This is a genomic window from Clavibacter sp. VKM Ac-2873 (genome assembly GCF_015351075.1).
Classification (GTDB): Bacteria; Actinomycetota; Actinomycetes; order Actinomycetales; family Microbacteriaceae; genus Clavibacter.
In genome coordinates, this window is sequence record NZ_JADKRS010000001.1 from 514711 (window position 1) to 539946 (window position 25236).

At 72.6% G+C, this 25236-nt stretch carries 28 protein-coding genes; 4 read left to right on the top strand and 24 right to left on the bottom strand.

Features of this window, described 5'->3' with window-relative positions; all coding sequences use genetic code 11:
* Window positions 1-5 precede the first annotated feature (5 nt).
* The 9 genes from ITJ44_RS02365 to ITJ44_RS02405 all read right to left on the bottom strand — a co-directional run bounded on the left by ITJ44_RS02365 (window position 6) and on the right by ITJ44_RS02405 (window position 9358).
* Window positions 6-1736 carry a sodium:proton antiporter gene (locus ITJ44_RS02365; protein ID WP_194633173.1) on the bottom strand — a complete coding sequence of 577 codons (1731 nt, stop codon included), beginning with the start codon at window positions 1734-1736 and terminating at the stop codon, window positions 6-8.
* Between the two features lie 70 nt (window positions 1737-1806).
* Window positions 1807-2514, bottom strand: coding sequence for a hypothetical protein (locus ITJ44_RS02370; protein WP_194633174.1), 708 nt, complete (start codon window positions 2512-2514; stop codon window positions 1807-1809).
* A 102-nt stretch (window positions 2515-2616) separates the two neighbouring features.
* Window positions 2617-3162 (bottom strand): DivIVA domain-containing protein, encoded by a 546-nt coding sequence (locus ITJ44_RS02375; protein WP_194633175.1) that lies wholly within the window; start codon window positions 3160-3162, stop codon window positions 2617-2619.
* Window positions 3163-3172: 10 nt separating this feature from the next.
* Window positions 3173-4213: a phosphatidate cytidylyltransferase gene (locus tag ITJ44_RS02380; protein ID WP_194633176.1), complete on the bottom strand. Its 1041-nt coding sequence runs from the start codon at window positions 4211-4213 to the stop codon at window positions 3173-3175.
* A complete protein-coding gene (gene frr, locus ITJ44_RS02385) occupies window positions 4214-4732 on the bottom strand; it encodes a ribosome recycling factor (RefSeq protein ID WP_228494610.1) in 519 nt (172 codons plus the stop codon). It lies immediately after the preceding gene.
* A 161-nt stretch (window positions 4733-4893) separates the two neighbouring features.
* A complete protein-coding gene (pyrH, locus tag ITJ44_RS02390; protein WP_043672556.1) occupies window positions 4894-5610 on the bottom strand; it encodes a UMP kinase in 717 nt (238 codons plus the stop codon).
* 155 nt (window positions 5611-5765) lie between these two features.
* The gene (tsf, locus tag ITJ44_RS02395) at window positions 5766-6593 is read right to left on the bottom strand and encodes a translation elongation factor Ts (protein ID WP_194634018.1); all 828 of its coding nucleotides are present in this window, start codon (window positions 6591-6593) and stop codon (window positions 5766-5768) included.
* 111 nt (window positions 6594-6704) lie between these two features.
* Entirely contained in the window at window positions 6705-7667 is a 963-nt protein-coding gene (gene rpsB / locus ITJ44_RS02400; RefSeq protein ID WP_194633178.1) for a 30S ribosomal protein S2, read from the bottom strand.
* Window positions 7668-7900: 233 nt separating this feature from the next.
* Window positions 7901-9358, bottom strand: a complete 1458-nt coding sequence (locus ITJ44_RS02405) for a sugar porter family MFS transporter (RefSeq protein ID WP_370551600.1) — start codon at window positions 9356-9358, stop codon at window positions 7901-7903.
* A gap of 119 nt (window positions 9359-9477) precedes the next feature.
* Here ITJ44_RS02405 and ITJ44_RS02410 point away from each other — a divergent pair, with 119 nt between their 5' ends.
* Window positions 9478-10029: a murein hydrolase activator EnvC gene (locus tag ITJ44_RS02410; protein WP_194633180.1), complete on the top strand. Its 552-nt coding sequence runs from the start codon at window positions 9478-9480 to the stop codon at window positions 10027-10029.
* A gap of 148 nt (window positions 10030-10177) precedes the next feature.
* Here ITJ44_RS02410 and ITJ44_RS02415 read toward each other — a convergent pair whose 3' ends face one another.
* The 9 genes from ITJ44_RS02415 to ITJ44_RS02455 form a co-directional block, all read right to left on the bottom strand.
* On the bottom strand, window positions 10178-11155 hold the full coding sequence (locus ITJ44_RS02415) for a tyrosine recombinase XerC (RefSeq protein WP_370551639.1): 978 nt from the start codon (window positions 11153-11155) through the stop codon (window positions 10178-10180).
* Between the two features lie 91 nt (window positions 11156-11246).
* Window positions 11247-12542 (bottom strand): DNA-processing protein DprA, encoded by a 1296-nt coding sequence (gene dprA / locus ITJ44_RS02420; RefSeq protein WP_194633181.1) that lies wholly within the window; start codon window positions 12540-12542, stop codon window positions 11247-11249.
* A 191-nt stretch (window positions 12543-12733) separates the two neighbouring features.
* Window positions 12734-14290 (bottom strand): YifB family Mg chelatase-like AAA ATPase, encoded by a 1557-nt coding sequence (locus ITJ44_RS02425; protein ID WP_194633182.1) that lies wholly within the window; start codon window positions 14288-14290, stop codon window positions 12734-12736.
* Complete coding sequence (locus tag ITJ44_RS02430) at window positions 14290-14646, bottom strand: YraN family protein (protein WP_194633183.1); 357 nt, start codon at window positions 14644-14646, stop codon at window positions 14290-14292. The genes ITJ44_RS02425 and ITJ44_RS02430 overlap by 1 nt, the downstream gene beginning before the upstream one ends.
* A gap of 111 nt (window positions 14647-14757) precedes the next feature.
* Window positions 14758-15081, bottom strand: a complete 324-nt coding sequence (locus tag ITJ44_RS02435) for a DUF2469 family protein (RefSeq protein WP_012038062.1) — start codon at window positions 15079-15081, stop codon at window positions 14758-14760.
* Between the two features lie 77 nt (window positions 15082-15158).
* Complete coding sequence (locus tag ITJ44_RS02440) at window positions 15159-15818, bottom strand: ribonuclease HII (RefSeq protein WP_194633184.1); 660 nt, start codon at window positions 15816-15818, stop codon at window positions 15159-15161.
* A complete protein-coding gene (lepB, locus tag ITJ44_RS02445; protein WP_194633185.1) occupies window positions 15818-16570 on the bottom strand; it encodes a signal peptidase I in 753 nt (250 codons plus the stop codon). The genes ITJ44_RS02440 and lepB overlap by 1 nt, the downstream gene beginning before the upstream one ends.
* Before the next feature lie 66 nt (window positions 16571-16636).
* Window positions 16637-16981 (bottom strand): 50S ribosomal protein L19, encoded by a 345-nt coding sequence (gene rplS, locus ITJ44_RS02450; protein ID WP_012298189.1) that lies wholly within the window; start codon window positions 16979-16981, stop codon window positions 16637-16639.
* Between the two features lie 173 nt (window positions 16982-17154).
* The gene (locus ITJ44_RS02455) at window positions 17155-17646 is read right to left on the bottom strand and encodes a hypothetical protein (protein WP_194633186.1); all 492 of its coding nucleotides are present in this window, start codon (window positions 17644-17646) and stop codon (window positions 17155-17157) included.
* 70 nt (window positions 17647-17716) lie between these two features.
* Between ITJ44_RS02455 and map the strand changes: the two genes are divergently transcribed.
* Window positions 17717-18484 carry a type I methionyl aminopeptidase gene (gene map, locus ITJ44_RS02460; protein WP_194633187.1) on the top strand — a complete coding sequence of 256 codons (768 nt, stop codon included), beginning with the start codon at window positions 17717-17719 and terminating at the stop codon, window positions 18482-18484.
* A 21-nt stretch (window positions 18485-18505) separates the two neighbouring features.
* Here map and trmD read toward each other — a convergent pair whose 3' ends face one another.
* The 4 genes from trmD to rpsP are packed head-to-tail and all read right to left on the bottom strand — an operon-like array spanning window position 18506 to window position 20466.
* Window positions 18506-19192, bottom strand: a complete 687-nt coding sequence (gene trmD / locus ITJ44_RS02465) for a tRNA (guanosine(37)-N1)-methyltransferase TrmD (RefSeq protein ID WP_194633188.1) — start codon at window positions 19190-19192, stop codon at window positions 18506-18508.
* 1 nt (window position 19193) lies between these two features.
* Entirely contained in the window at window positions 19194-19835 is a 642-nt protein-coding gene (gene rimM, locus ITJ44_RS02470) for a ribosome maturation factor RimM (RefSeq protein ID WP_194633189.1), read from the bottom strand.
* On the bottom strand, window positions 19813-20049 hold the full coding sequence (locus ITJ44_RS02475) for an RNA-binding protein (protein WP_012038054.1): 237 nt from the start codon (window positions 20047-20049) through the stop codon (window positions 19813-19815). Before ITJ44_RS02475 ends, rimM begins: the two co-directional genes overlap by 23 nt.
* 3 nt (window positions 20050-20052) lie before the next feature.
* Window positions 20053-20466 carry a 30S ribosomal protein S16 gene (rpsP, locus tag ITJ44_RS02480; protein ID WP_194633190.1) on the bottom strand — a complete coding sequence of 138 codons (414 nt, stop codon included), beginning with the start codon at window positions 20464-20466 and terminating at the stop codon, window positions 20053-20055.
* 273 nt (window positions 20467-20739) lie between these two features.
* Here rpsP and ITJ44_RS02485 point away from each other — a divergent pair, with 273 nt between their 5' ends.
* A complete protein-coding gene (locus tag ITJ44_RS02485) occupies window positions 20740-21873 on the top strand; it encodes a glutamate--cysteine ligase (protein WP_194633191.1) in 1134 nt (377 codons plus the stop codon).
* A 19-nt stretch (window positions 21874-21892) separates the two neighbouring features.
* The gene (locus tag ITJ44_RS02490; RefSeq protein WP_370551601.1) at window positions 21893-23086 is read left to right on the top strand and encodes a MarP family serine protease; all 1194 of its coding nucleotides are present in this window, start codon (window positions 21893-21895) and stop codon (window positions 23084-23086) included.
* Between the two features lie 10 nt (window positions 23087-23096).
* On the opposite strand, the gene ITJ44_RS02495 is transcribed toward ITJ44_RS02490, so the two are convergent.
* Window positions 23097-23474 (bottom strand): VOC family protein, encoded by a 378-nt coding sequence (locus ITJ44_RS02495; protein WP_194633193.1) that lies wholly within the window; start codon window positions 23472-23474, stop codon window positions 23097-23099.
* Window positions 23475-23612: 138 nt separating this feature from the next.
* The gene (ffh, locus tag ITJ44_RS02500; RefSeq protein ID WP_194633194.1) at window positions 23613-25184 is read right to left on the bottom strand and encodes a signal recognition particle protein; all 1572 of its coding nucleotides are present in this window, start codon (window positions 25182-25184) and stop codon (window positions 23613-23615) included.
* Window positions 25185-25236 lie beyond the last annotated feature (52 nt).

Consider the following 25236-nt stretch of genomic DNA (forward strand, 5'->3'; position numbering starts at 1 on the left):
TCCGGTCAGCCGGCGTCCGCCTGGCGTCCGAGGCGCGCCTCCTCCAGGTCGAGCATGCGCTGCGCCCGGGCGAGCACGCGGGACGGGTGCTCCCCCGTGCCGCGGGCCTCGAGCAGGGCCGCGCGCTCGGCGTCGAGGACGTGCCGCCGCAGCATCAGGTACGCGGCGCGCGGGCTGAGGGGCGCGTCGTCGTCCGCCGCCATGGCGTCCGCGCGCTCCGTCACCCACTCGGCCTTCAGGGCGGTGTCCCGGCGCACGCGCTCGACGACCTCGTCGTCCACGACCGTCCCCTCCGGCAGCTGCCGCACGCCCTCGTCGACGGCGCGGATCCCCGCGTCGGCCAGCTCGGAGACGAGCGCCGCGAGCTGCCGCTGGTCCTCGACGGCGTCGCTGCCGCGGATCCCGCTCAGCCGGATGACGAGCGGCAGCGTCCCGCCGTTGACGAGCAGCGAGACGATCGCGACCGTGAAGGCGATGAGCACGAGCTGGGCGCGGTACGGCGTCCCCGACGGCAGCGACTGCGCGGCCGCGAGCGTCACCACGCCCCGCATGCCCGCCCACCCGAGCACGAGCCCGCCGCGCCAGCCGAGCCCCTGCGAGCGGAGGGCCTGGAGATCGGCCCGGCGTCGACGGAGCACACGCGCGGCCGCACGCTCCCGACGCGATGGCCGGTCGTCGCCGCGCTCCCGGCGGAGCCGCTCCAGCCCGCGGCGCACCCGGCGCGTGCGCGCCGCGACGTGCTCCTCGTGGCGACGGAGGCCCAGCAGGAGCGGCACCAGGAAGCCGAAGCGGATGAGGGTCAGGACGACGAGCGTGAGGATCCCGTACGCCACCGCCGTACCCACGCCGAGGTCGGCCTCGTGCACCTCGTCGATGATGTCCCGGAGCTCCAGCCCCATCACGAGGAAGACGCCGTTCTCCAGCAGGAAGAGCACGGTGCGCCAATTCAACCGCTCGTTGATGCGCGACTGGGCCGACAGGGTCGACGCGCTCCGGTGGCCCGACCAGATGCCCGCCGCCACCACCGCCAGCACGCCGGACGCGCCGACCTCCTCCGCTGGGATGAAGGCCACGAACGGGACGGCGAACGAGATCGCGGTGTCGAGGACGGGGTCGTCGAGCCGCCGCCGCACCTCGGTGGTGATGATGCCGACGACCACGCCGATGGCGAGGGCGCCCACCGCGGAGAGCACGAAGCCCCCGGCGGCCTGCCACAGGTCGACGGAGGCGCCGACGGCGGCGATCGAGGTGCGCAGGAGCACGAGCGCCGTCGCGTCGTTGACGAGGCCCTCCCCCTCGAGGACGGTCACGAGGCGCGGCGGCAGGCCGAGCCGGCGGGCGATGCTCGTGGCGGCCACGGCGTCGGGCGGGCTGACGACGGCGCCCAGGGCCAGGGCGCCGGCGAAGGAGAGGTGCGGGAACAGCGCGTACAGGAGCAGGCCGATCCCGAAGGCCGACACGAGGACCAGCACCACCGAGAGGCTGACGATCGTGCGGAAGTTGCGGCGGAGGTCGACGAGCGGCACGGTCACTGCCGCCCCGTAGAGCAGCGGCGGGAGGACGCCCGCGAGGATCAGCTCGGGCGGCACCTCCACCGGGGGGACGCCGGGCAGGTACGAGATGCCGACGCCGACCAGGACCAGCACGAGCGGCGTGGCCACGCGGATGCGCCGCGCCAGGAGCGTGACGGCCACCAGGGTCGCGATCCCGGCGACGCCGAGAGCCGCGTAGTCCATGGTCCGAGGCTAGCCCGGCGGGACGACCACCCGGTGCCGCGTCAGCGTCCGGTCGTGGCCGACGCCGCGCTCAGTACCAGTTCTTGAGGACGCTGTGCGCCTTCGCGCCGCACGGCGAGCCGTAGCGCGAGTCGATGTAGCCGAGGCCCCAGGTGATCTGCGTGGCGGGGTTCGTCTGCCAGTCGGCGCCCGCGGACGCCATCTTGCTGCCGGGCAGGGCCTGCGGGATGCCGTAGGCGCCGCTGGGGTTGTAGGCGTTGACCCGCCACCCGGACTCCTTGGTCCAGAGGTAGTCGAGGCACGCGTACTCGTCATCGCCCATGCCCTGCGAGGCGAGGATGCTGCGGGCGATGCCCTTGGCGCTCCCCGGATCCGGGATGGCGATGGCGCCGCCGCCACCGCCGGAGCCGGGCGACTTGGCACCGGAACCCGAGCCGGTCGACGGCGCAGCGCTCGCCACGGGCGGCGGGGGCGGCGGCGCCGCGACGGACTCGAAGCCGGGCTCGATCTCCACCGCGGTGTCGGCCGTGGTCACCGTGATGGACTGCGCGTCGGCGCGGGCCAGCTGGGCGACCGTGGCCTGGTACTCCTGGTACTGCGGGTTCGCGACGGCGCCCGACGTGGGATCCACCACGTTCACGAGCATGAACGCGGCAGCCGCACCGAACGCGATCGTCGGGGCGGCCACGCGCGAGAACGCGGAGCGGCGTCGCGGGACGGCCCTCGGCGCGGTCGTGAGCGGCTGGCGAGGAGCGAGGTCGTTCGTGTGTCTACCCATGGCTCCGGATGACTTTACCCATTCGTTACCGAAATGGCGACTCACGGACCGGATCGGCGGCGTCCTGCCAGGCGGATCGGCTGGGGAGGAGCCGGAGTGCGATCAGCGAACGGCGTTCATGACGTCGATGACGGCGTCCAGGAGCAGGTCGACCTGCGCCTCGCGGTAGCCGCCACGACGGGGGTGGAACGCCACGGTGCGCACGTCGTCGACGCTCATGGGCTTGGTGCCGCGGAAGTACTTCGCGACGCGATCCGCGAAGCGGTCGACCTCACGGCGGTCGTAGCCCGTGGTGAGGAGACCGGCACGGTCGAAGCGCTCCCCTGCCGGCCGGCTGACCCGGTCGAGGATCTCCTGCGCCGCGCGCTTGGCCTCGGCGTTCCAGGCGTCGGCGCCGACGCGGGCGACCGTGCGGTCACGCTCACGGACCGCGAACGCGTCCTCCAGGCGCTCCAGGACGCGGTCGACGGCTGCGGCTGAGTAGCCCCCGCGACGCATGTCGAAGGACACCCGGCGGATGGTCTCGGAGGTCAGCGAACGGTCGGCCTCGTCGTCGTAGCAGCGGCGCGCGTCGCGCAGGAAGGCATCGACCTGGTCCGGGTCGTAGCCGCGTTCGCGTCGCCCGGCGCTCGGGAAGGTGGTGGTCATCCGGGACATCCTACGAGGAAGCGCCCGTGACGATGAGGAACAGCGCATAGGCCACCGCCGCGGACGGCAGCACCGAGTCGAGGCGGTCGAGGAAGCCGCCGTGGCCCGGCAGCCAGGAGCTGATGTCCTTGACGCCGAGGTCGCGCTTGATGAGCGACTCGGCGAGGTCGCCGAGGGTCGCGGTCACCACGATCACCAGACCGAGCACGATGCCGAACCACCAGGCCTGCTGGATCATGAAGAGCGAGAGCAGGATCCCGGCGAGGACCGCGGCGACGACGGCGCCGGCGAAGCCCTCCCACGTCTTCTTCGGGCTGATCGTGGGCGCCATGGGGTGCTTGCCGAAGTTGAGACCCGCGACGTACGCGCCCGTGTCGCTGCAGACCACGAGGATGAGGAACGCGAGGGTCCACCACTCCCCGCCGTCGCCCGCGGTGAGCAGCACGGCGAACGAGCCGAGGAGGCCGACGTAGGCGAGCAGGAAGACGCTCGACCCGATGTCGCCGACGACCGCGCGCGCGGCCGTCCGCCGGGACGGCACGACCTGCTCCACGATGCGCCAGAGCGCCACGAACGCCATGGCCCCGAGGAGCCCCAGCCACTGCCCGTCCGGACGTCCGTAGTAGGTGATGGGCACGAGCGCGACGACGGCGATCACCGAGCCGACGCGCGGGACGCGACGGCCCGCCTGGCGCAGCGCCGTGGCGAGCTCGTAGGCGGTGAAGGCCACGAGGGCGACGGCGATGAGCAGGAACAGCTGCTTCACCACGACGAGGCTGACGAGGACGACCCCGCCGAGGAGGAGGCCGACCGCGACGGCGAAGAGCAGGTTGCGCCCCGTCCGGGCGTTGATGCGGTCGTTCGTCGCCTCGAGCGACGCGCGCGTGGCACGCACCTGCGCGGTCAGGTCGGCACGCGTGGCCTGGACCTGCGCCTCGAACTCCGCGCGGGTCACGCGACCGCGGTGCCGCCGGATCCGCGGAGCGCCGTCGGGGCCCGACGCGGGCGGCACGACGGGCGCCCGCTCGACGGGATCCTCGGGGCTGGCCACCTAGACCTCGAGGAGTTCGGTCTCTTTGCGCTTCAGCGCGTCGTCGACCTGGTCGGTGTGCGTCTTGGTGAGGGCCTCGAGCTCCTTCTCGCCGCGCGTGACCTCGTCGTCGCCGACCTCGCCCTTCAGCGAGTCCAGCTCGTCCTTGGAGCGACGGCGGATGTTGCGGACGCTGACGCGCCCCTCCTCCGCCTTGCCGCGGACGATCTTGACGAACTCCTTGCGGCGGTCCTCCGTGAGCTCGGGGAGCGTGAGGCGGACCATCTCGCCGTCGTTGCCGACCGTGGCGCTGAGGTTCGGGACGTTGACGAGGGCCTTCTCGATCTCCTTGAGGGCCGTCTTGTCGTACGGCGTGACGATGAGGGTGCGCGCCTCGGGGTTGTTCATGCTCGCGAGCTGGCCGAGCGGCGTGGGGCTGCCGTAGTACTCGACCATGACCTTCTGGAAGAGGGCGGGGTTCGCGCGTCCCGTGCGCACGCTCCCGAAGTCCTCCTTCACCGCCTCGACGGCCTTGCCCATCCGGTCTCGGGCATCTGCGAGGACTTCGGCGACGGTCACGGGTTCTCCTTCGGTAGCGCGGGCGCGGTGAGCGCCCGGTCGATCTTAACGCGGATGGGGAGGCGGCTCCGGCCGCGACGCGGCTCGTCGGGTCGGTCGCGCCCGTCGGCGGAGCCCGCTCGTCAGTTGGAGACGATGGTGCCGATGCGCTCGCCCCGGATGGCGCGGGTGACGTTGCCGCCCGGCTCCATGCCGAAGACGACCATCTTCATGTCGTTGTCCATGCAGAGGCTGAAGGCGGTCGAGTCGACGACCTTGAGGCCCCGCTGCAGCGCGTCCTGGTAGGTGACGGTGTCCAGGAGCGTGGCGGAGGAGTCGGTGCGCGGGTCGCCCGTGTAGACGCCGTCGACGCCGTTCTTGGCGACGAGCACCTCGGTGGCCGAGATCTCGAGGGCACGCTGGGCGGCCACCGTGTCGGTCGAGAAGTAGGGAAGGCCGGCGCCGGCGCCGAAGATGACGATGCGGCCCTTCTCGAGGTGGCGCACGGCGCGCCGCGGGATGTAGGGCTCGGCGACCTGGGTCATGGAGATGGCCGACTGGACGCGCGTCGCTGCGCCGGCCTGCTCGAGGAAGTCCTGCAGGGCGAGGGCGTTCATCACCGTGCCGAGCATGCCCATGTAGTCGGCGCGTCCGCGGTCCATGCCGCGCTGCGACAGCTGGGCGCCGCGGAAGAAGTTGCCGCCGCCGACGACGATGGCGACCTCGACGGTCTTCGCGGCCTCGGCGATCTCGCGCGCGAGCGCGCTCACGACGTCGGGGTCCACGCCCATCTGGCCCCCGCCGAACGACTCCCCGGAGAGCTTGAGGAGGACGCGGCGGGTGGTGGTCTGATCGGTCATGTGGCTCTTCCCGTCCTCGCGTTCCGGTCGCCGGATCCGGCCCCGGTCCAATCTACTGTGACGCCCGGCGGGTGCGGCGGCGCATCTCGGCCGCCGGCTCCGGACATGGAGAAGGGAGCCCGGGTCGCATGCGACCCGGGCTCCCCGTGGTGGTGCTAGGCGCCGACCTTGAAGCGGGCGAAGCCCGTGACGGTGAGGCCAGCGGCCTCCACGACCTTCTTCACGGACTGCTTGTTGTCCTTGGCGTAGTCCTGTTCGAGGAGCGCGACCTGCTTGAAGTAGCCGGTGAGGCGACCCTCGATGATCTTCGGCAGGGCGGCCTCGGGCTTGCCCTCGTTGCGCGAGATCTCGGTGACGATCGCGCGCTCGGCCTCGACCTTGTCCGCCGGGACGTCCTCGCGGGCGAGGTACTCCGGGTTGGCGAACGCGATGTGCTGGGCGATGCTGCGCGCGGTCTCCGCGTCCGTGCCGGTGTAGTCGACGACGACGCCGACCTGGGGCGGGAGGTCCTTCGACGTGCGGTGGAGGTAGATCTCCTGGTGCTCGCCGGAGAGGCGGGCGACGCGGCGCAGCGCGATCTTCTCGCCGAGGATCGCGGCCTGGTCGCTGATCAGCTGGTCGACGGTCTGCTCGCCGGCGGGGGCCTGGAGGGCCTCCTCGACGGTGGACGCGCCGGCCGCGACGACGGCGGCGAGGACGGACTCGGACAGCGCGATGAACTTGTCGTTCTTCGCGACGAAGTCGGTCTCGCACGCGAGCTCGATGAGGGTGGCGGCGCCGTCCTTCTCGGACGCGGCCACGAGGCCCTCGGCCGTGGAGCGGTCGCCGCGCTTGGCGTTGCCCTTCTGGCCCTTGAGGCGCAGGATCTCGATGGCCTTCTCGATGTCGCCGTCGGCCTCGACCAGCGCGTTCTTGCTGTCCATCATGCCGGCGCCGAGGCGGTCGCGCAGCTCCTTGACGTCAGCGGCAGTGAAGTTCGCCATGCTCATGGACTCCTTCTGTAGGTGATGATCCGGGGGGCTCCCGGAGGTGAGTGCCCGACGGGCGGGCGCGGTTCCCCGCGCCCGCCCGTCGGGATGATGCGTGTGGTCGGACTACTCGGAGACCGTGGCCGTCGCCGCGGGCGCTGCCTCGGCGTCGGTCGCCTCGGCCTCGATCTTCGCCTCGGTGACGTCGTCGGACTCGGGGGCGTGCACGGGCGCGGCGACCTCGTCCTCGGACTTCGCCTCGTTCTTGGCGGAGACCTCGGCGTCGACGTCGTTCTCCTCGACGGGCAGCGCGGCCTGGGCGGCGTCGCCCTGCTCGAGCAGCTCGCGCTCCCAGTCGGCCAGCGGCTCGGCCGGGGCGGAGCCCTCGGCGTCGGGCTTCTGGTGGCGCTGGATGAGGCCCTCGGCGGCGGCGTCGGCGATGATGCGCGTCAGCAGCGCGACGGAGCGGATCGCGTCGTCGTTGCCCGGGATCGGGTACTGGACCTCGTCCGGGTCGCAGTTCGTGTCGAGGATGCCGATGACGGGGATGCCGAGCTTGCGCGCCTCGTCGATCGCGAGGTGCTCCTTCTTGGTGTCCACGACCCACATCGCCGACGGCGTCTTGGTGAGGTTGCGGATTCCGCCGAGGCTCTTCTCCAGCTTGTCGCGCTCGCGACGCTGGATGAGCAGCTCCTTCTTCGTGAAGCCGCGCGTCGTGTCGTCGAAGTCGACGAGATCGAGCTCCTTGAGGCGGTTGAGGCGCTTGTGCACGGTCTGGAAGTTGGTCAGCAGACCGCCCAGCCAGCGCTGGTTCACGTAGGGCTGGCCGACGCGCTGCGCCTGCTCGGCGATGGACTCCTGCGCCTGCTTCTTCGTGCCGACGAAGAGGATGGTGCCGCCGTGGGCGACCGTCTCCTTGACGAAGTCGTAGGCCTTGTCGATGAGGGCCAGCGACTGCTGCAGGTCGATGATGTAGATGCCGGAGCGCTCGGTGAAGATGAAGCGCTTCATCTTCGGGTTCCAGCGCGTCTTCGGGTGACCGAAGTGGACGCCGCAGTCGAGCAGCTGGCGGATGGTGACGACGGCCATGGCCGTACTCCTGTTCCGGCGCGCGCTGTCGCGGCGCGCCTCGTCGGTTCGCTCGGCGGTCGGGACGACCGCTGATCCTGGTGCCCGGCGCGCATCCGCTCCTTCGGCGACAGGGATCATCGCCACGAGGAGACCGAGTGGATGCGGCGGCCTGATGGGCACGCGTAGTCACCCGACCTGGATCGGGTGCTGGTCGATGCTATCACCCGCCGGACGACCGGCGGGGCGCGGGATCAGCCGCGCGCGGCCTTGGTGCGCTTCTTGGGCTTGTCGACGAAGAGCGTCTCCGCCTCCTCGAGCGACATGCCGTTCGTCTCCGGGATCTTCGTGAGCACGAACACGAAGGACAGCGCGGCGAACGCGGCGTACATGCCGTAGGTGAAGGGCAGCGAGAAGGCGGACAGCGCCGGGAACGAGACCGTGATGACGAAGTTCGCGATCCACTGGGCCATGGCGGCGACGCCGAGGGCCTTCGCGCGGATCCGGTTCGGGAAGATCTCGCCGAGCAGCACCCAGACGAGCGGACCCCAGGACGCGCCGAAGCCGATGACGAAGACGTTGGCCGCGATGATCGCGATGACGCCGAAGGGCTGGGGCAGCGAGACGTCGCCGCCGTCGGTCGAGGACTGGCTGAAGCAGATCGCCATCACGGCCAGGGACACGGCCATCGCGAGCGAGCCCGACAGGAGGATCGGGCGGCGGCCGATGCGGTCGACGAGCGCGATGGCGATGAACGTCACGGCGACGTTCGTGACGGCGGTGATGACCGAGGTGGTGAGCGACTGGTTCTCGTCGAAGCCGACCGCCTGCCAGAGCGTGGTCGAGTAGTAGAAGATCACGTTGATGCCGACGAACTGCTGGAACACGGACAGGATGATGCCGATCCAGACGATGCCCTGGAGGCCCAGCTTGTTGCCGCGCAGCGTGCCGGTGCGCTTGGCGACGCGGTCCTCCTCGATCTGGCGCTCGAGGTCGCGGCTCGCGCGGTCGATGTCCTCCTGCTTCCAGACGCTGGCGAGGATCTCCTGCGCCTCGTCCTTGCGGCCCTTCTCGACCAGGAAGCGGGGCGACTCCGGCAGGCGGTACGCGAGGAAGCCGTAGACGATGGCGGGGATCGCGCAGACGAGGAGCATCCAGCGCCAGGCCTCGAGGCCGAACCAGAACTCCTCGGACGCGCTGCCCGCCGCCCCGGCGAACACGGCGTCCGAGAGGAGGGCCGTGAAGATGCCGAGCGTGATGGCGAGCTGCTGCAGCGACGCGAGGCGGCCGCGGAGGAGCTTCGGCGAGATCTCGGCGATGTACGCGGGGGCGACGACGGAGGCGATGCCGATGCCGAGGCCGCCGATGACGCGCCAGATGGTCAGGTCCCAGACGCTGAACGCGAAGCCGGAGCCGAAGGCGCTGATGAAGAAGAAGAACGCGCCGGCGATCATGGTCCAGCGGCGTCCGAAGCGGTCGGCGATGCGGCCCGCGAGGTAGGCGCCCAGCGCGCAGCCGAGGAGCGCGCTGGCGACCGCGAAGCCGATGAGCGTCTCGCTGAGCTCGAAGCGACCCTGGATCGCGGAGACCGCGCCGTTGATGACCGAGGAGTCGAACCCGAAGAGGAAGCCGCCCACCGCGGCCGAGACGGCCAGGCCTATCGCACGTCGCTGGAGCTTCTTGTCATCCCGGGGGGTCGTCGTCTCATTCACAACGGACCACTCTGCCACTTCTCCGCCGCGGCGGGCGCCGGGCGAGGATGCGCGACCGCAGGGGGCATCATGCCCTCGACCGGAGGACGATGCGCGTCCGCGGGAAGGGAGGGGCGCGCATGCGGGGCGTGGACGCACGGCGGAGGACGGGCGCGGTCGCGCTCCTGATCGGGATCCTCGTCGGGGTGACGGCACCGGGGCCCGCGCGACCCGCGTCGGCCGATGGCCCGCACGCCGCGGAGACGGACACGACGGCGGCGCGGTGGGAGTGGCCGGTCGATCCGCCCCACGCGATCACGCGCCCCTTCGAGGCGCCCACCACGGCCTACGGACCCGGTCACCGGGGCATCGACATCCGGGCCGCGCCCGGTGCCGTGGTCCGCGCTCCCGCGGACGGCACCGTCTCCTTCGCCGGCGTGGTCGTGGACCGGCCGGTCGTGAGCATCCAGCATGCCGACGGGCTCGTGTCATCCGTCGAGCCCGTGATCCCCGCGGTCGGCGCGGGCGACGTCGTCCTCGCCGGGCAGGTCATCGGCGCCCTCGCCGCGGAACCCCGTCACGAGCCGGACGGCGGGCTGCACCTCGGAGCGCGCCTGCACGGCGCCTACGTGGATCCGTCCCTCCTGCTCACCGCCCTGCAGCACGCGGTGCTGCTGCCGCTGGATCCCTGACGCCCGTGCGCTCCCGCCGCCTCCGCGGCCTCCGCGGCCGACCTGAGCGAGGCCGTGCCACGTCACCGCTGACCTGGCACCGGTGCGCGTGACACGCCGGTCGTCCGAGCCGCACCGGTGCGCGTGACGCGCCTGTCGCCCGTGCGGCTCACGCGCGGGGGTGGGCGCCCTCGTAGCTCCGTCGCAGCCGCTCGATGGAGACGTGCGTGTAGATCTGGGTGGTCCCGAGGCTGGCGTGGCCGAGCATCTCCTGGACGGTGCGGAGGTCCGCTCCCCCGTCGAGGAGGTGCGTCGCCGCCGTGTGCCGCAGGGCGTGCGGTCCCTGGGGCCCCGATCCGGGGATGTCCGCGAGCACGGAGGCCACGAGGCCGTAGACGGCCCGCGACCCCAGCCTCCCGCCACGCGCCCCGAGGAACAGCGCCGTCCCGGTCCGCGGGGAGACGAGCGCCGGGCGGCCACGTGCGACGTAGGCGTCGAGCGCCTCGGCGGCGGGGACCCCGAACGGCACGACGCGCTCGCGATCGCCCTTGCCGATGACGCGCACGGTGAGGCGGGACGCGTCCACATCACCCAGGTCGAGGCCCGTGAGCTCGGACACCCGGAGGGCGGATGCGTAGAGGAGCTCGATGGCGGCGAGATCACGCAGCGCGCCGGGGTCGTCCTCCGCCGCTCGTGCGGCGAGGCCGGTGAGGATGGCGGACATCTGCTCACGTGCCAGCACCCGTGGGAGATGCGTTCCCGCCCGGGGGGCCTTCAGCCGCACGGCCGGATCGGCATCGACCCGGCCGGTGCGCAGGAGCCAGGTGCCGAAGCCCCGGACCGCTGCCGACCGGCGGGCGAGCGTCGCGGGCGCCAACCGCGCCTGGGACCCCCGCCACAGCCAGTCGCGCAGCACCTCCAGATCGAGGCCGGCTGAGGTCGTGACGCCCTGGCGGGCAGCGTGCGCGGCGAGGTCGCGCAGGTCGGCGGAGTACGCGCGGACGGTGTGCGCCGAGCTCCCCCGCTCCCGGTCCAGGGAGGTCCCGAACGCGGCGATGTCGTCCAGGAGCGGCGTGGCGCCACCCCGACCGGGCCACGACCGCGAGCGATCAGCGCCACCCTCGGCCTGCCCGCCGCCGACCGGCACCGTGTCCATCCCCGAAGGCTACGTGCATCGGCGCGCCACGCGGTGCCCGCTCGCCGTGGACACGCCCCGGTGCGCCGGAGGACCTGTGGCGTCAGCGCGATGCGGGTCGCCGTACCCAACCACCGTCCGGACGGGCCACCACGCCCTCGAGCTCGAGCATGCCCAGCACGGATGAGGTCTCCGCCACGCCCAGACCCGCTCGCGCCGCGACGTCCGCGGTCTCGCGCGCGCGGCGGACGGCCAGCGCATCGAGCACGCGCACGACGCGCGGGTCGGCCCGCACCTCACCGGTGGGCGCGCCCACGCGGATGACGTCAGCCGCGCCCGGCGGCGTCAGCGAGCTGCCATGCGCCGGTTCCGGCTCCCGCACCTGCGTCACCGCCCCGCTCCACCCGGGAAGGAGGTCCATGACGTCGTCGGCGGACGTGATGCACACGGCCTGTGACTCGCGGAGCAGGCGGTGGCACCCGGATGACGACACGCTCGTCACCGGGCCGGGCACGGCGCCGAGCGGCCTCTCCAGCGCGACCGCGTGGTTGGCCGTGTTCAGCGACCCGCTGCGCGCGCCCGCTTCGACGACGACGGTCGCGGCGCTGACCGCCGCGATGAGGCGATTGCGCAGGAGGAACCTCCAGCGAGTCGGCGATGCCCCGCACGGCAGCTCGGACACCACCGCACCGTCGCGTCGCATGCGCCCGAAGAGCTCCGCGTGGCCGGACGGGTAGAGACGGTCGACGCCGCCCGCGAGGAACGCCACCGTGCGCCCCGCCGATCCGACGGCCGCGCGGTGCGCCGCACCGTCGATGCCGTACGCGCCACCCGAGACGATCGCCACGCCACGATCCACGAGACCCGCGGCCAGCTCGGCGGTGACGTGCTCGCCGTAGCCGGTGGCCGCACGCGCTCCCACGATCGCCACCGACCTCGACAGCGCGGCCATCGCGTCCGGCGCTCCGGTGCACCAGAGGACGAGCGGCGCGTGCGGCCCCAGGTCGTCCGCGCCGACCGGCCAGAGGGCATCCCCGGGCACCAGGACGTGCGCCCCCACCGCGCGCGCGGCGTGGAGCCGTGCCAGCGCCTCTGTCCGCACCACACGCGGCCGCCACCGCTCCAACGCGCCGGCGACCTCGCCCGCGAGCGCAGCCCGCCCATCCGCCTCCAGGTCGAGCCCGGCCTCGACCATCTCCCCCACGATGGCGTCGGCCGAGCGCTCGTCGACCACCGCGGCCAGAGCAGCGCAGGCGCCGAGGACGCCGATGACCGCCCCGGCGACGCGATCACCGGGCTCGGCGATCCCGGACCACGTGCAACGCGCGGCCACCTCCTCCGCATCCACGTCGCACGCATCCTCTCCCGGTGACGCGATGTCGTAGCGGAGCGCCGTCATCAGCTCGCCGAGATCCCGTGCGGGGAGGCCGAGGCGGGAGACGGAACGCGCACGCGCCGAATGCGGTCCTCCCGCACCGCTCCGGAGCGCCTCCGCGGGTCGCGCGCGGCGTCCGGAGGGAGGGGGCGACGGAAGGCAGGTACCATCGGGCCCGGGGGGAGCGTCCGTGCCGCCGTCTGCGTCGCGAGCGATCACGAGGCACCTCGCAGCAGGAGCGCCCGGCCCAGGTGATCCGCGTCGGGGCTCGACGCGCCCTCCAGGTCCGCGAGCGTCCACCCGATCCGGAGCACCCGGTCGTAGCCGCGCATGGTGAGGAGCCCGCGGTCGAGCGCGCGGTCGAGGGAAGCCGTCGCCCCCCGTGCGACGCGCGCCTCGCGGCGGAGCCAGGTGCCCGAGACATGGGCGTTGGTGCGCCATGGAGTCGACGCCCATCGCTCAGCCGCCGCAGCTCGGGCAGCCGCGACGCGGACGCGGGCCGTCGACGTCGTGACACGTGGCGCATCGCCGACCGCCAGGTGCACGGCCGTCGTGACCCTGCGGACGCCGAGCCGGATGTCCATGCGGTCCATGAGGGGTCCGGAGAGGCGGGCCAGGTAGCGCCGACGCGCCTGGGGTGGGCACGAGCAGTCGGAACCCGCCACACCGTAGGAGCCGCACGGGCAGGGGTTGGCCGCCATCACGAGCTGGAAGCGCCCCGGGAAGTGGGCGACGCCGTTCGCCCGATGGATGCTGATGACCCCCGACTCGAGCGGCTGCCGCAGGCAGTCGAGCACCGCGCCGGCGAACTCCGGCGCCTCGTCCAGGAAGAGCACTCCGCCGCTGGCGCGCACGGCCGCACCCGGGCGGATCCGCCCGCTGCCGCCCCCGACGATGCCCGCCGCGCTCGCCGTGTGGTGCGGCGCCTCCAGCGGGGGCCGCACGGGCAGCTCGGGACCGAGCCGCTCCCCGCAGAGCGACCGGATGCAGCCGACCTCCAGCGCCGCTTCCTCGTCCAGGTCGGGCAGGAGGCCGGGCAGCCGTTGCGCGAGCATGGTCTTCCCCGCACCCGGAGGCCCGAGCAGGAACATGTGGTGCCCGCCCGCGGCAGCGACGACGAGCGCCTCCACGGCCTCCTCGTTGCCGACCACGTCGCCCAGGCAGGGCTCCGCCGGCTCCGGTGCGCTGGACGTCCGCGTCGATCCGCTGCCCGAGGACGTGGACGGACGGGTGTCGTCCTCCTCCGGCTCGGGCTCGAGCTCGGCACCGTGATGGATCGCGGCGTCCCGCAGTCCCGCCACCGGGATGACGCGCATGTCGGGGACGAGGGATGCCTCGTCGGCATGGCAGCGCGGCACCATGACCCGCCGGATGCCGGCGCGGCGCGCAGCCAGCACCGCGGGCAGGATGCCGTGCGTCGGCCGCAGCCTCCCGTCGAGGCCGAGCTCGCCGAGATGCACCGTGCCGGCCACGGACTCCGCCGACACGGACCCGCCCGCCACCAAGACCGCCAGCGCGATCGCGAGGTCGAATCCGGATCCGTGCTTCGGCAGCACGGCGGGCGAGAGGTTAACGGTGACGCGGCGGACCGGGAACTCGCATCCCGCGTTGCCGGTCGCGGCGCGGACCCGTTCGCGGGCCTGGCTGAGCGCGGCGTCCGGCAGGCCGATGAGCACGAACCCGGGGAGCTGGCTGGTGATGTCCGCCTCCACGTCCACGAGCGCTCCATCGAGCCCGGACAGGGCCACGGCGAGCGTGCGTCCGACGGCCATCAGCAGGCGCTCCGCACGATCTCGACCGACGGTCGCCCGCCTCGGGGCCAGACGACTCCCACCACATCGATCCGCACGGGGCCGCGCCGCTCCGGATGCGCCTGGCACCAGAGGCCCGCGAGCACCCGCAGCCGCGCGGCCTTCGCACGCGTGACCGCCTCCAGGGGATGCCCGTAGCCGAGGCCCGCGCGCGTCTTGACCTCCACGAGCACGGTGGTGCCCGCGTGCGTCATGACGAGGTCGATCTCGCCCTCGCGGCACCGCCAGTTGCGCTCGACGAGCGCGTAGCCGCGCTCGATCAGATGCCGTGCGGCGAGATCCTCGCCGCGTCGTCCCAGGTCCTGCTCGCGTGTCATGCGCACCTCCGCGAGGAGGATGCGGGACCGAGCCACCGCAGGCGGCCGCCCGGCGGCAGACCGTGCGATGGATCCCTCGCGGGGCCCTGGGGAGGGAGGCCGGCGGGAGCCCTACTCGTCGATGGCGAGCTCCTTGGGGAGCTCGAACTCCTTCGCCGACAGCTCCTCGACGTTGACGTCCTTGAAGGTGAGCACGCGGACGGACTTCACGAACCGGTCGGAGCGGTAGACGTCCCAGACCCACACGTCGGTCATGGTGAGCTCGAAGTAGAAGTCGTGCTCCGTGTCGCGTCGCACGAGCTCGACCTCGTTGGCGAGGTAGAAGCGCCGCTCGGTCTCGACCACGTACTTGAACTGGGACACGATGTCCCGGTACTCCCGGTAGAGCGCCAGCTCCACCTCGCGGTCGTAGTCCTCGAACTCGTCGTCATCCATGGTCCGTCGATCCTAACCGCCCGCGAGGCGGTCGCCCTCCGCCGGCGGGGTCGACCCCGCGGGTCCCGCCCGTGGAGTCAGGACGTCGCGTCCCCGAGCACCCCGGAGAGCCACGTGCGCCGATGGAGGGGCGAGGCGCCGCGTGCCCGGATGGCGTCGAGGTGCGCGGCGCTGCCGTAGCCCTTGTTGCCCGCCCATCCGTACTCGGGCCGGTCCTCATGCCAGACGGCCATCATCCGGTCGCGCTCCACCTTCGCGAGCACGGACGCGGCGGCGACGGAGGCGCAGTCACGGTCCGCCTTGACCCGCAGGCGCACGGGCACGGGATGCGCGAGGTGCGGGGTGAGCCAGTCGTGCGCGCCGTCGAGCAGCACCACGCTCGCGAGCAACGGGACCCCGGCGTGGTGGAGGTCGACGAGCGCGCGGCGCCCGGCGAGGCCGAGGCAGGCCGTGATCCCGAGCTCGTCCACCTCGGCCGCGGACGCCATGCCGATGGCGGAGTGCCGGACCCACCCGGCGACGACCGGGTGCAGCGCCTCGCGGCGCTTCTCGCTGAGCATCTTCGAGTCGCGGAGACCCGGCGGGAATCCCCGGGCGTCCGGTCCCACGACGGCCATGCCGACCGCGACCGGCCCGGCGAGCGCACCGCGGCCCACCTCGTCGCAGCCGATCACGAGGGCGGCACCCGCGCGGAGGAGCTCGTGCTCCAGCTCGAGCGTGGGATCCGCGACCGGCATCAGCCCGCGGGGACGGGGTCCGGCACGTCGCCGAACGTCTCGGGGTGGTCGCTGAGGATGGACCAGCGGTCGATGGGCCAGGTGATCACGAACGCGCGGCCGACCACGTGGTCGAGCGGCACGAAGCCGTGCGTGGGGCCGTCGACGTTGTAGCGGGAGTCGGCGGAGTTGCCCCGGTTGTCGCCCATGACCCACAGCGAGTCGGCGGGGACGGTGACGTCGAAGTCCATGTCAGAGGCGCGCGTGTCCCCGGGGACGAGCTTGAGGTACGGCTCGTCCAGCGGCACGTCGTTCACGCTCATCTGGCCGAGGCTGTTGCAGCAGACGACGTGGTCGCCCGGCAGCCCGATGAGGCGCTTGATGAGGTGGTCGTTGCTGTCCGACGCGGACAGGCCCACCGTGGTGAGCGCCCAGTCCACCGCGGCAGCGAGCGGCGGCTTGTCGACCTCGGGTGACGGCGTGAGCCACCCTCCCGGATCGCGGAAGACGACCACGTCACCGCGCTCCAGCGGCACCAGCCGCGGCGTGAGCTGGTTCACCACGATGCGGTCGTCGATCTGGAGCGTGTCCTCCATCGAGGAGGACGGGATGTAGAACGACCGGATCAGGAACGCCTTGATCAGGATCGAGACGAGGAGGGCCACCACGAAGATGACGAGGACGTCCCGGAGGAACGTCTTCCATCCACGCGACCCCTTGTCGCTGTGCCTGCCCGAGGATCTGGTCTCCACGGGCGTCGTGCCTTCTGTCATTTAACCGCCTGAGCTCCCGGCAAGTGTAGATGCCGGGAGCTCGGTGGGGTGACAGGTGGGGAGGCTCTAGGAGCGCTTCTCCTTGATCTTCGCCTTCTTGCCGCGCAGATCGCGCAGGAAGTACAGCTTCGCGCGGCGCACGTCGCCGCGCGTCACGACCTCGATGTGGTCGATGACCGGGGAGTGCACCGGGAAGGTGCGCTCGACGCCGACCTGGAAGCTGACCTTGCGGACGCAGAACGTCTCACGGACGCCCTCGCCCTGGCGGCCGATGACGATGCCCTGGAACACCTGGATGCGCGAGCGGCTGCCCTCGACGATGTTGACGTGGACCTTGACCGTGTCGCCGGCGCGGAAGTCGGGGATGTCCGACCGCAGCGACGCCTTGTCGACGGAATCGAGGATGTGCATGGTGTACCGCTCTCTGCAACCGCCACGGGTCGATTGCGCATCAATGTCTGGAAGGGGAACGGCCCGCATGGGTGGCCGACTCCCCCGTGGCAGGGTCGACGGCAGGCACGATCGCCCATTCTGTCACCTCGGGCGCGTCGAGCGCAAAGCGCGGAGCCCGCGCGCGCGGCGGATCAGTCCAGCCGGATCGTGCGCCCCGCGCCAGGACCCTCGGCGGCCTTCCACCCGGGCGGTCGCGGCTGGGCGTCCCGCTCGATGACGGCGATGACCTCCTGCATGCGCTGCCGCGTCTCCGCCAGCAGCTGGCGGATCCCCAGCACGACGAGCGCGACGGCCGCGAGGGCCGCCACGACGGCGCACCAGGTGCTCACGACGGAGTAGGTGCCCGTGCCGAGGACGGCGAGGGAGAGGACCACGACCGCCACCGCGTCCGTCGGGGAGACGGCCCGGGCCGTGCGGACCGATCGCCGGGCCAGGACGAGGCCGAGGCCGGCGAGCAGGGCGATCCCGAGGGCGCCGGCCGCGAGCATCACGAGGAGCAGCTCCCATCCACCGGACCCGAACGCCGCCCAGCCCACGAGGAGCCAGGCGGGGAGCACGACGACCGCGGCGAACTGCCAGCGGTAGAGCACGCGACGGAGGCCGAGGAGCGAGGACTGCTGCATGGGTCGATGGTACGAGCGGATCCTGGGCGCCACAGGGGCACCGCGGCCCGGCTCCCGTAGGATCCTCCGCGTGATGGAACTGCGAACGCCCGCCGAGATGGACCAGATGCGACCCGCCGGGGAGTTCGTGGCCTCCGTGCTCACCGCCCTCGCCGCGCAGGCGGCCGTCGGCGTCAACCTGCTCGACCTCGACCGCCAGGCGCATCGGATGATCCGCGACCGCGGCGCCGAGTCCTGCTACATCGACTACCACCCGTCCTTCGGCGCCATGCCGTTCGGCAAGGTGCTCTGCACGTCCGTCAACGACGGCGTGCTGCACGGGCTCCCCCACGACTACCGGCTCCAGGACGGCGACCTCCTGAGCCTCGACTTCGCGGCGTCCGTCGACGGCTGGGTCAGCGACTCGGCCGTCAGCGTCATCGTCGGCACGCCCCGCGCCGAGGACGTGCGCCTCATCGAGGTGACGACCGCGGCGCTCGAGGCCGGGATCCGCGCGGCGCAGCCCGGCGGACGCACGGGCGACATCTCGGCCGCGATCGGCGCCGTCGCGACGGAGGCCGGCTACGCGGTCAACACCGACTTCGGCGGGCACGGCGTCGGCCGCACCATGCACGGCGACCCCCACATCGCGAACCAGGGCCGGCCGAACCGGGGCGTGCCGCTCCGACCCGGGCTCGTCATCGCGATCGAGCCCTGGTTCCTGCAGAGCACCGACGAGATCTACACCGACAAGGACGGCTGGACGCTCCGCAGCGCCGACGGCTCGCGTGGGGCGCACATGGAGCACACGGTCGCCATCACCGAGGACGGGCCGCTCATCCTCACCGCGCGCGCCTAGCGGGCGCGGCGCAGGCCCAGGTCAGTCCGGCAGCAGGTCCGGGCGGACGCGGCGCGTGCGCTCGAGCTGCTGCTCGCGACGCCATTCCGCGATCGCGCCGTGGTTGCCGCTGCGCAGCACGTCCGGGACGGCGAGCCCGCGCCACTCGGGTGGCTTCGTGTAGCTCGGGTGCTCGAGCAGGCCGTCGGAGTGGCTCTCCTCCACGAGGCTCGCGGGGTTGCCCACGACACCGGGCACGAGCCGGCCGATGGCCTCGATCATGGCCATGACGGCGACCTCGCCGCCGTTGAGCACGTAGTCGCCGAGGCTGACCAGGCGCACCCGGGCGCGCGCGGCGGTGTGGTCGACGACGCGCTGGTCGATGCCCTCGTAGCGGCCGCAGCCGAACGCCAGGTGGGGCTCCGCGGAGAGCTCCTGCGCCATGGCCTGCGTGAAGACCTCGCCCGCGGGCGAGGGGAAGATGACGACCGGGTCCGCGTCGTCGGCCAGGACCTCGTCCATGGCCTCGCCCCAGGGCTCGGGGCGCATGACCATGCCGGCGCCGCCGCCGTACGGCGTGTCGTCGACCGTGCGGTGGCGGTCGTGCGTGAAGGCGCGCAGGTCGTGCACGCGGAGGTCGATGAGGCCGGACTGCCGCGCGCGTCCGAGCAGGGAGATGTCGAGCACCCCGAAGAACTCGGGGAAGATCGAGACGATGTCGATCCGCATGTCAGCGGGCGTCGTCGCCTTCGGGGGCGGGATCGGAGCCGACCTCGGACCCGGCGTCCGCAGCGGGCGTCGGCTTCTCGTCCGGGATCTCCTCGAAGAGGCCGAACGGCGGCGTGACGACGAGCGTGCCGGCCTCCACGTCCACCGACGGGACGATGGCCTGCACGAACGGGACGAGGACGGTGCCGGACGGGGTGTCCACGTGCAGCAGGTCCTGCGCCGGGAAGTGGTCCACGAGCGCGACGGTGCCGACCTCGACGCCGTCGCGGAGCACGCGGAGGCCCACGAGCTGGTGGTCGTACCAGGCGTCCGGCTCGGCGGGCTCGTCCGCGGGGGGCGTCATCCAGAGGATGGCCTTGGCGAGCGACTCGGCAGCGGTGCGGTCGGCGACGCCCTCGAAGAAGCCGACGGGGTGGCTGTTGTACCAGCGGAGCTCGGTGAGCGTGAGGGAGCGTCCGTGCCAGGGGGACGACTCGGGGACCTGGAGCGAGAACTCGGCTCCCGGGGTGAACCGCTTGTCGGGGTCGTCCGTGAACAGCTCGAGCTTCACGGCGCCCTTGAGCCCGTGCGCCTTGGTCAGCCGGCCCACGCGGAACGCCGCGGGGTCACGGACGATGTCCTCAGGAATCGGTGTCCACCACATCGACGCGGACGCGCTGGCCGTCGGCGAGAGCCGAGACGAGCGTCCGGAGGGCCTTCGCGGTGCGACCCGCTCGGCCGATGACCCGGCCGAGGTCCTCGGGGTGCACGCGCACCTCGAGGACCTCGCCGCGGGGGGATCCCTTGCTCGTCACGGAGACGTCGTCCGGGTGCTCGACGATGCCCTTGACCAGATGAGCGAGCGCGGGGGCGAGCATGGGCTAGGCCTGCTCCTCGGTCGCCTCGGCCTCAGCCGGAGCGGCCTCGGGCGCGGGGGCGGCCTTCTCGGTCTTGGGCTTGAGGACCGGCTTCTTCTTCTCGTCCGCGACGTACGCGGGCTTCGCCTCGCGGGTGCGGACGGTGGAGACGGCGTCCTTGTCGCCCTTGAAGCGACCCCAGTCGCCCGTGAGCTTGAGGAGGGCCTCGACCTGCTCGGTGGGCTGGGCGCCCACGGAGAGCCAGTACTGCGCCCGCTCCGACTGGATCTCGATGAACGAGGGCTCCTCGGTGGGGTGGTACTTGCCGATCTCCTCGATGACGCGGCCGTCGCGCTTGGTGCGCGAGTCGGCGACGACGATGCGGTAGTACGGCGCGCGGATCTTGCCCAGGCGCTTCAGACGGATCTTGACAGCCACAATTCTCCTGAATTTCTTTTGTGTGGGGTGAACTGACGGCCGTGAGCGTGGGGGCACACTCGGCATTGGTTCGATGGGGTCTCGCGGCGCCTGATTAGAGGGTCGGACGATCGCGGACTCGACAGATCATTATGGCAGACGCCGGGCCGGGCCGGGACCCCTCCGGTCGGCGCGCCGCACGCCGTCATCGCCCGGCCGCTCCGCGGGGTGCGTGGCATGATCGGACGACACCCGGCGCATGCGCCCCGAGACCCCGTGGACGGCAGGACCCGCATGCAGATCGACTTCGCCCGCCAGCCCCCGTCCCGCGTGGGCATCGAGTGGGAGCTCGCGTGCGTCGACCGCGGCTCGGGCGAGCTGGCGGGCGTCGCGCCGGAGATCCTCCGCTCCTTCCCCCACGACGACGCCCACCCGCACGTGACCGGGGAGTTCCTCACCAACACGGTCGAGGTCGTCAGCGCGCCGCATTCCCGCGTGGGGCACGCCGTCGACGACCTCGCGCGGCTCATCGAGCGGGTGGTGGACGTCGCGGATCCGCTCGGCATCGACCTCATGTGCGCGGGCACGCACCCCTTCAGCGCGTGGCCGGACCAGGACGTGACGCCCGACAACGAGCGCTACGCCACGCTCCTCGACCGCACCAGGTGGTGGGGGCGCCAGATGATGATCTGGGGCGTGCACGTGCACGTCGGCATCGACGACGCGTCGAAGGCGCTGCCGATCCTCAACGCGCTCCTCGTGCACCTCCCCCGGTTCCAGGCGCTCAGCGCGTCGAGCCCCTTCTGGTCCGGGCAGGAGACGGGCTACGCGTCCAACCGGGCGCTCATGTTCCAGCAGCTGCCGACCGCGGGGCTCCCGCCCGACCTCACGACGTGGGCCGACTACGAGCGGCTCGTCGGGGACATGACGCACGTCGGCGTCATCGACCACCACAGCGAGCTGCGCTGGGACATCCGGCCGGCGCCCAAGTGGGGCACCCTCGAGACCCGCGTGTTCGACGGCGTCTCGACGCTCCGGGAGATCGCGTCGCTCGCGGCCCTCGTGCAGTGCCTGGTGCACGACATGTCGGCCGCGCTCGACCGCGGCGAGCAGCTCCCGCGGATGCAGCCGTGGTTCGTGCGCGAGAACAAGTGGCGCGCGGCCCGCTACGGGATGGACGCCATCATCATCCAGGACGCCGCGGGCGAGGAGGCCCTCGTGGGCGACGACACCCGGGCGCTCGTGGAGCGCCTCTCCCCCACCGCCGACGCGCTCGGCTGCGAGGCCGAGCTCCGCGGCATCCTCGAGATCGTCGACCACGGCGCGAGCTACCAGCGGCAGCTGCGGGTCGCCGAGCGGGCCGACGGTGCGCTCGCCCCCGTGGTCACGCACCTCGTCGAGGAGCTGCGCTCAGGATTGGGTCGGTGACGCGGGGCAGACTGTGCTGGTGAGCCCCGCCGTCGACATCGTCATCCTCGTCGTCGCCGTGCTCGCGGCCCTCGCCGGCTGGCGCCGCGGAGCCATCGTGACCCTGGCCGGGCTCGCCGGCATCGTGCTCGGCGTCCTGCTGGCGCTCTGGATCACGCCGGCCTTCCTCGCGCTCCTCGACCAGTTCGGCGTCGCCACCGGGATCACCCGCACGCTGGCCGCCGCGGTGCTGATGCTCGTCACCACCTCGCTCGTGAGCGGGATCCTCGCGCAGGTCGCGAGCGTCCTCACGCGCCTGCTCCGCCCGCGCGGCGCCGCGCAGGGGCTCGACCGCGGGATCGGCGCCGTCGCCGGGCTCGCCGCCTGGGCCGTCTCGGTGTGGTTCATCGGCGGCTTCCTCGCCTCCAGCGGCGTGATCCCCGCGGTGCAGCTCGCGTCGTCGTCCCGCATCCTCCAGACCCTCGACCGGGTCAGCCCGATATCGAGCGGCACCGCGCTCTCCGCCCTCGACGACGCGCTCCACGACGTCGGCTACCCGCGCGTGTTCGCGAACGGCGAGGGGGCGATCGCCGACACGGCCGCACCCGATGCCGACGTCCCCGACGCGGTGCGCCGCTCCGCGTCGAGCGTCGTGAAGATCCTGTCGTCCGCGCCGGCCTGCGGCACCTCCTCCTCCGGCAGCGGCTGGGTCGTGCAGGGCGACCGCGTCGTGACGAACGCGCACGTCGTGACCGGATCCGACGAGGTCTACGTCCAGCAGGGCGGCACGGGCGAGCTGCTGAAGGCGGAGCTCGTGGTGTTCGACCCCGCGCGCGACGTCGCGATCCTGGCCGTCCCCGGGCTCACCGCTGCGCCGCTCGCGCTCGGCGATGAGCTCGCGGCGTCCGACGAGGCCGTCGTCGCCGGCTACCCGGGCGGCGGGCCGTACCAGGCCACCGGGGCGCGGATCCGCGAGGTCGTCGAGGCGCTCGGGACCGACATCCAGCACGAGCAGCCGGTCACGCGCGAGGTCTACTCCGTGCGCGGCACGGTCCGCCCCGGCGACTCGGGCGGCGCGCTGTTCGACGCGCAGGGGCGCGTGGTCGGCCTGGTGTTCGCGACCTCGACGGTGGACTCCCAGACGGGCTACGCGATGACCCTCGGCGAGATCGCGCCCGTGCTGCAGCAGGCCGGCGCGTCCACGCCCGTCGACTCCGGGCGCTGCTCCGTCTGACGCTCGGTCGTCAGGCCGCGACGACGGACAGCACGTTGCCGGCCGGGTCGCGGAACCAGGCGATGTCGGGGCCGTTGCCGCGCATGATGCCGCGAGAGTCCGTGGGCATCCCCGGGAAGACCGCCGTGTCCACGCCGCGGGAGTTCAGCTCGACGACCGCCTGCTCGACGTCGTCGACCTCGAGGTTGAGCACCGTGTACGTCGCGGGCTCGTGCCCGGGCTTCGGGTAGACGAGCACGCGCGCGCCGGACCCGGGGAGCACGAGCCGCAGCATCCCCATCTCGAGCACCTCCTCGACCTCGAGGCCGAGCGTGCCGCGGTAGAAGGCGAGGGCTGCGGGGACGTCGTCGACGCTGAAGCCGCTGAAGGCGGTGACGGGTGCGAACACGGGGAGCTCCTGACGCGCGGGACCGCTACGGGGTGCCGCGGTGCACGCCCCCACGCTGGCACGTCCGGGCGCGCGCGTCCAGGGACGCGACGAGGGCCCTCCCGCCTGCGCGGGAGGGCCCTCCGGTCGTGCGTCGGGTCAGCGCCCGAGGAACTTCTGCAGCGAGGCGAGCTCCTCCTCGCTCGGGGCGCCGGTCGCGCCGCCCTTCGCCGCGCCGGCGAGGCCGAAGCCGGACCCGGCGGGAGCCGTGGGACCGCCGATGCGCTGCCCGGACGCGAGGGCAGCGTTCTCCTGCGCCCGCTTGGCCGGGTTGCCCGACTTCGAGCCCTTCTTCTTCTGCTGCACGGGCTTGCGGCCCGAGTGCGCGCCGGGCATCGGTCCCATGCCGGGGATCTGCGGCATGCCGCCGCGCGCGACCGTGCGCATCATCTTCGAGGCCTGCTCGAAGCGCTGCACGAGGCCGTTGACGTCGGTGACGGTCATGCCGGATCCGCGGGCGATGCGGAGGCGGCGCGAGCCGTTGAGGAGCTTCGGGTTCTGGCGCTCGGCCTTCGTCATCGACTGGATGATCGCCTCGGTGCGGACGATCTCCTTCTCGTCGAAGTTCTCCAGCTGGTCCTTCATGGCGCCCATGCCGGGGAGCATCCCCATCATCTTCTTGAGGGAGCCCTTGCCGCGCAGCTGCTGCATCTGCTTGAGGAAGTCGTCGAGCGTGAACGTGTCGCTCGCGAGCTTCTGGGCGACCTCCATCGCCTCCTCCTCGTCGAAGGCCTGCTGGGCCTGCTCGATGAGGGTGAGGATGTCGCCGAGGTCGAGGATGCGGCTCGCCATGCGGTCGGGGTGGAAGGGCTCGAAGTCGTCGAGGCCCTCGCCCGTGGAGGCGAACATGATGGGACGGCCGGTGACGGAGGCGACCGAGAGGGCCGCTCCTCCGCGCGCGTCGCCGTCGAGCTTGGAGAGCACGACGCCCGTGAAGTCGACGCCGTCCTGGAAGGCCTTCGCGGTCGCGACCGCGTCCTGGCCGATCATGGCGTCGATGACGAAGAGGACCTCGTCCGGGTCGGTGGCCTTGCGGATGTCCGCGGCCTGCTTCATCAGCTCCGCGTCGACGCCGAGGCGGCCGGCCGTGTCGATGATGACGACGCTGTACTGCTTGTCGGCCGCGTGCTTCATCGCGTCCTTGGCGACGCGGACCGGGTTGCCCGTGCCGTTGCCGGGCTCGGGCGCGAAGACGGGGACGCCCGCCTGCTCCCCGACGACCTGCAGCTGCTGCACGGCGTTGGGGCGCTGGAGGTCGGCCGCGACGAGCATGGGCGTGTGCCCGTCCTTGGCGAGCCACTTGCCGAGCTTGCCGGCGAGGGTCGTCTTGCCCGCGCCCTGCAGGCCGGCGAGCATGATGACGGTCGGCGGCCTCTTGGCGAACTGGATGCGGCGCTGCTGGCCGCCGAGGATCGCCACGAGCTCCTCGTTGACGATCTGCACGACCTGCTGGGCGGGGTTCAGCGCCTGGCTGACCTCGCCGCCGAGGGCGCGTTCGCGGACGGACGCGGTGAACGCCTTGACGACGTCGAGCGCGACGTCGGCCTCGAGCAGCGCGCGGCGGATCTCGCGGACGGTGCCGTCGACGTCCGCGGCGCTGAGCTTGCCCTTGCCGCGCAGGTTCTTGAAGGTCTCGGCGAGGCGGTCCGAGAGTGTTCCGAAGGTAGCCATGGTGGGTCCAGCTTAACCGGCGGCGCGAGGGGGTCCGGTCAGGGAGCCCGGG

What these genes read in the sequence shown, in the direction of transcription:
- ITJ44_RS02365 (WP_194633173.1), bottom strand. Translation starts at nt 1,736, where the DNA reads ATGGACTACGCGGCTCTCGGCGTCGCCGGGATCGCGACCCTGGTGGCC.
- ITJ44_RS02370 (WP_194633174.1), bottom strand. Translation starts at nt 2,514, where the DNA reads ATGGGTAGACACACGAACGACCTCGCTCCTCGCCAGCCGCTCACGACC.
- ITJ44_RS02375 (WP_194633175.1), bottom strand. Translation starts at nt 3,162, where the DNA reads ATGACCACCACCTTCCCGAGCGCCGGGCGACGCGAACGCGGCTACGAC.
- frr (WP_228494610.1), bottom strand. Translation starts at nt 4,732, where the DNA reads ATGGGCAAGGCCGTCGAGGCGGTGAAGGAGGACTTCGGGAGCGTGCGC.
- pyrH (WP_043672556.1), bottom strand. Translation starts at nt 5,610, where the DNA reads ATGACCGATCAGACCACCACCCGCCGCGTCCTCCTCAAGCTCTCCGGG.
- tsf (WP_194634018.1), bottom strand. Translation starts at nt 6,593, where the DNA reads ATGGCGAACTTCACTGCCGCTGACGTCAAGGAGCTGCGCGACCGCCTC.
- rpsB (WP_194633178.1), bottom strand. Translation starts at nt 7,667, where the DNA reads ATGGCCGTCGTCACCATCCGCCAGCTGCTCGACTGCGGCGTCCACTTC.
- ITJ44_RS02410 (WP_194633180.1), top strand. Translation starts at nt 9,478, where the DNA reads ATGCGGGGCGTGGACGCACGGCGGAGGACGGGCGCGGTCGCGCTCCTG.
- dprA (WP_194633181.1), bottom strand. Translation starts at nt 12,542, where the DNA reads ATGACGGCGCTCCGCTACGACATCGCGTCACCGGGAGAGGATGCGTGC.
- ITJ44_RS02425 (WP_194633182.1), bottom strand. Translation starts at nt 14,290, where the DNA reads ATGGCCGTCGGACGCACGCTCGCCGTGGCCCTGTCCGGGCTCGATGGA.
- ITJ44_RS02430 (WP_194633183.1), bottom strand. Translation starts at nt 14,646, where the DNA reads ATGACACGCGAGCAGGACCTGGGACGACGCGGCGAGGATCTCGCCGCA.
- ITJ44_RS02435 (WP_012038062.1), bottom strand. Translation starts at nt 15,081, where the DNA reads ATGGATGACGACGAGTTCGAGGACTACGACCGCGAGGTGGAGCTGGCG.
- ITJ44_RS02440 (WP_194633184.1), bottom strand. Translation starts at nt 15,818, where the DNA reads ATGCCGGTCGCGGATCCCACGCTCGAGCTGGAGCACGAGCTCCTCCGC.
- lepB (WP_194633185.1), bottom strand. Translation starts at nt 16,570, where the DNA reads ATGACAGAAGGCACGACGCCCGTGGAGACCAGATCCTCGGGCAGGCAC.
- rplS (WP_012298189.1), bottom strand. Translation starts at nt 16,981, where the DNA reads ATGCACATCCTCGATTCCGTCGACAAGGCGTCGCTGCGGTCGGACATC.
- ITJ44_RS02455 (WP_194633186.1), bottom strand. Translation starts at nt 17,646, where the DNA reads ATGCAGCAGTCCTCGCTCCTCGGCCTCCGTCGCGTGCTCTACCGCTGG.
- trmD (WP_194633188.1), bottom strand. Translation starts at nt 19,192, where the DNA reads ATGCGGATCGACATCGTCTCGATCTTCCCCGAGTTCTTCGGGGTGCTC.
- rimM (WP_194633189.1), bottom strand. Translation starts at nt 19,835, where the DNA reads ATGTGGTGGACACCGATTCCTGAGGACATCGTCCGTGACCCCGCGGCG.
- ITJ44_RS02475 (WP_012038054.1), bottom strand. Translation starts at nt 20,049, where the DNA reads ATGCTCGCCCCCGCGCTCGCTCATCTGGTCAAGGGCATCGTCGAGCAC.
- ITJ44_RS02485 (WP_194633191.1), top strand. Translation starts at nt 20,740, where the DNA reads ATGCAGATCGACTTCGCCCGCCAGCCCCCGTCCCGCGTGGGCATCGAG.
- ffh (WP_194633194.1), bottom strand. Translation starts at nt 25,184, where the DNA reads ATGGCTACCTTCGGAACACTCTCGGACCGCCTCGCCGAGACCTTCAAG.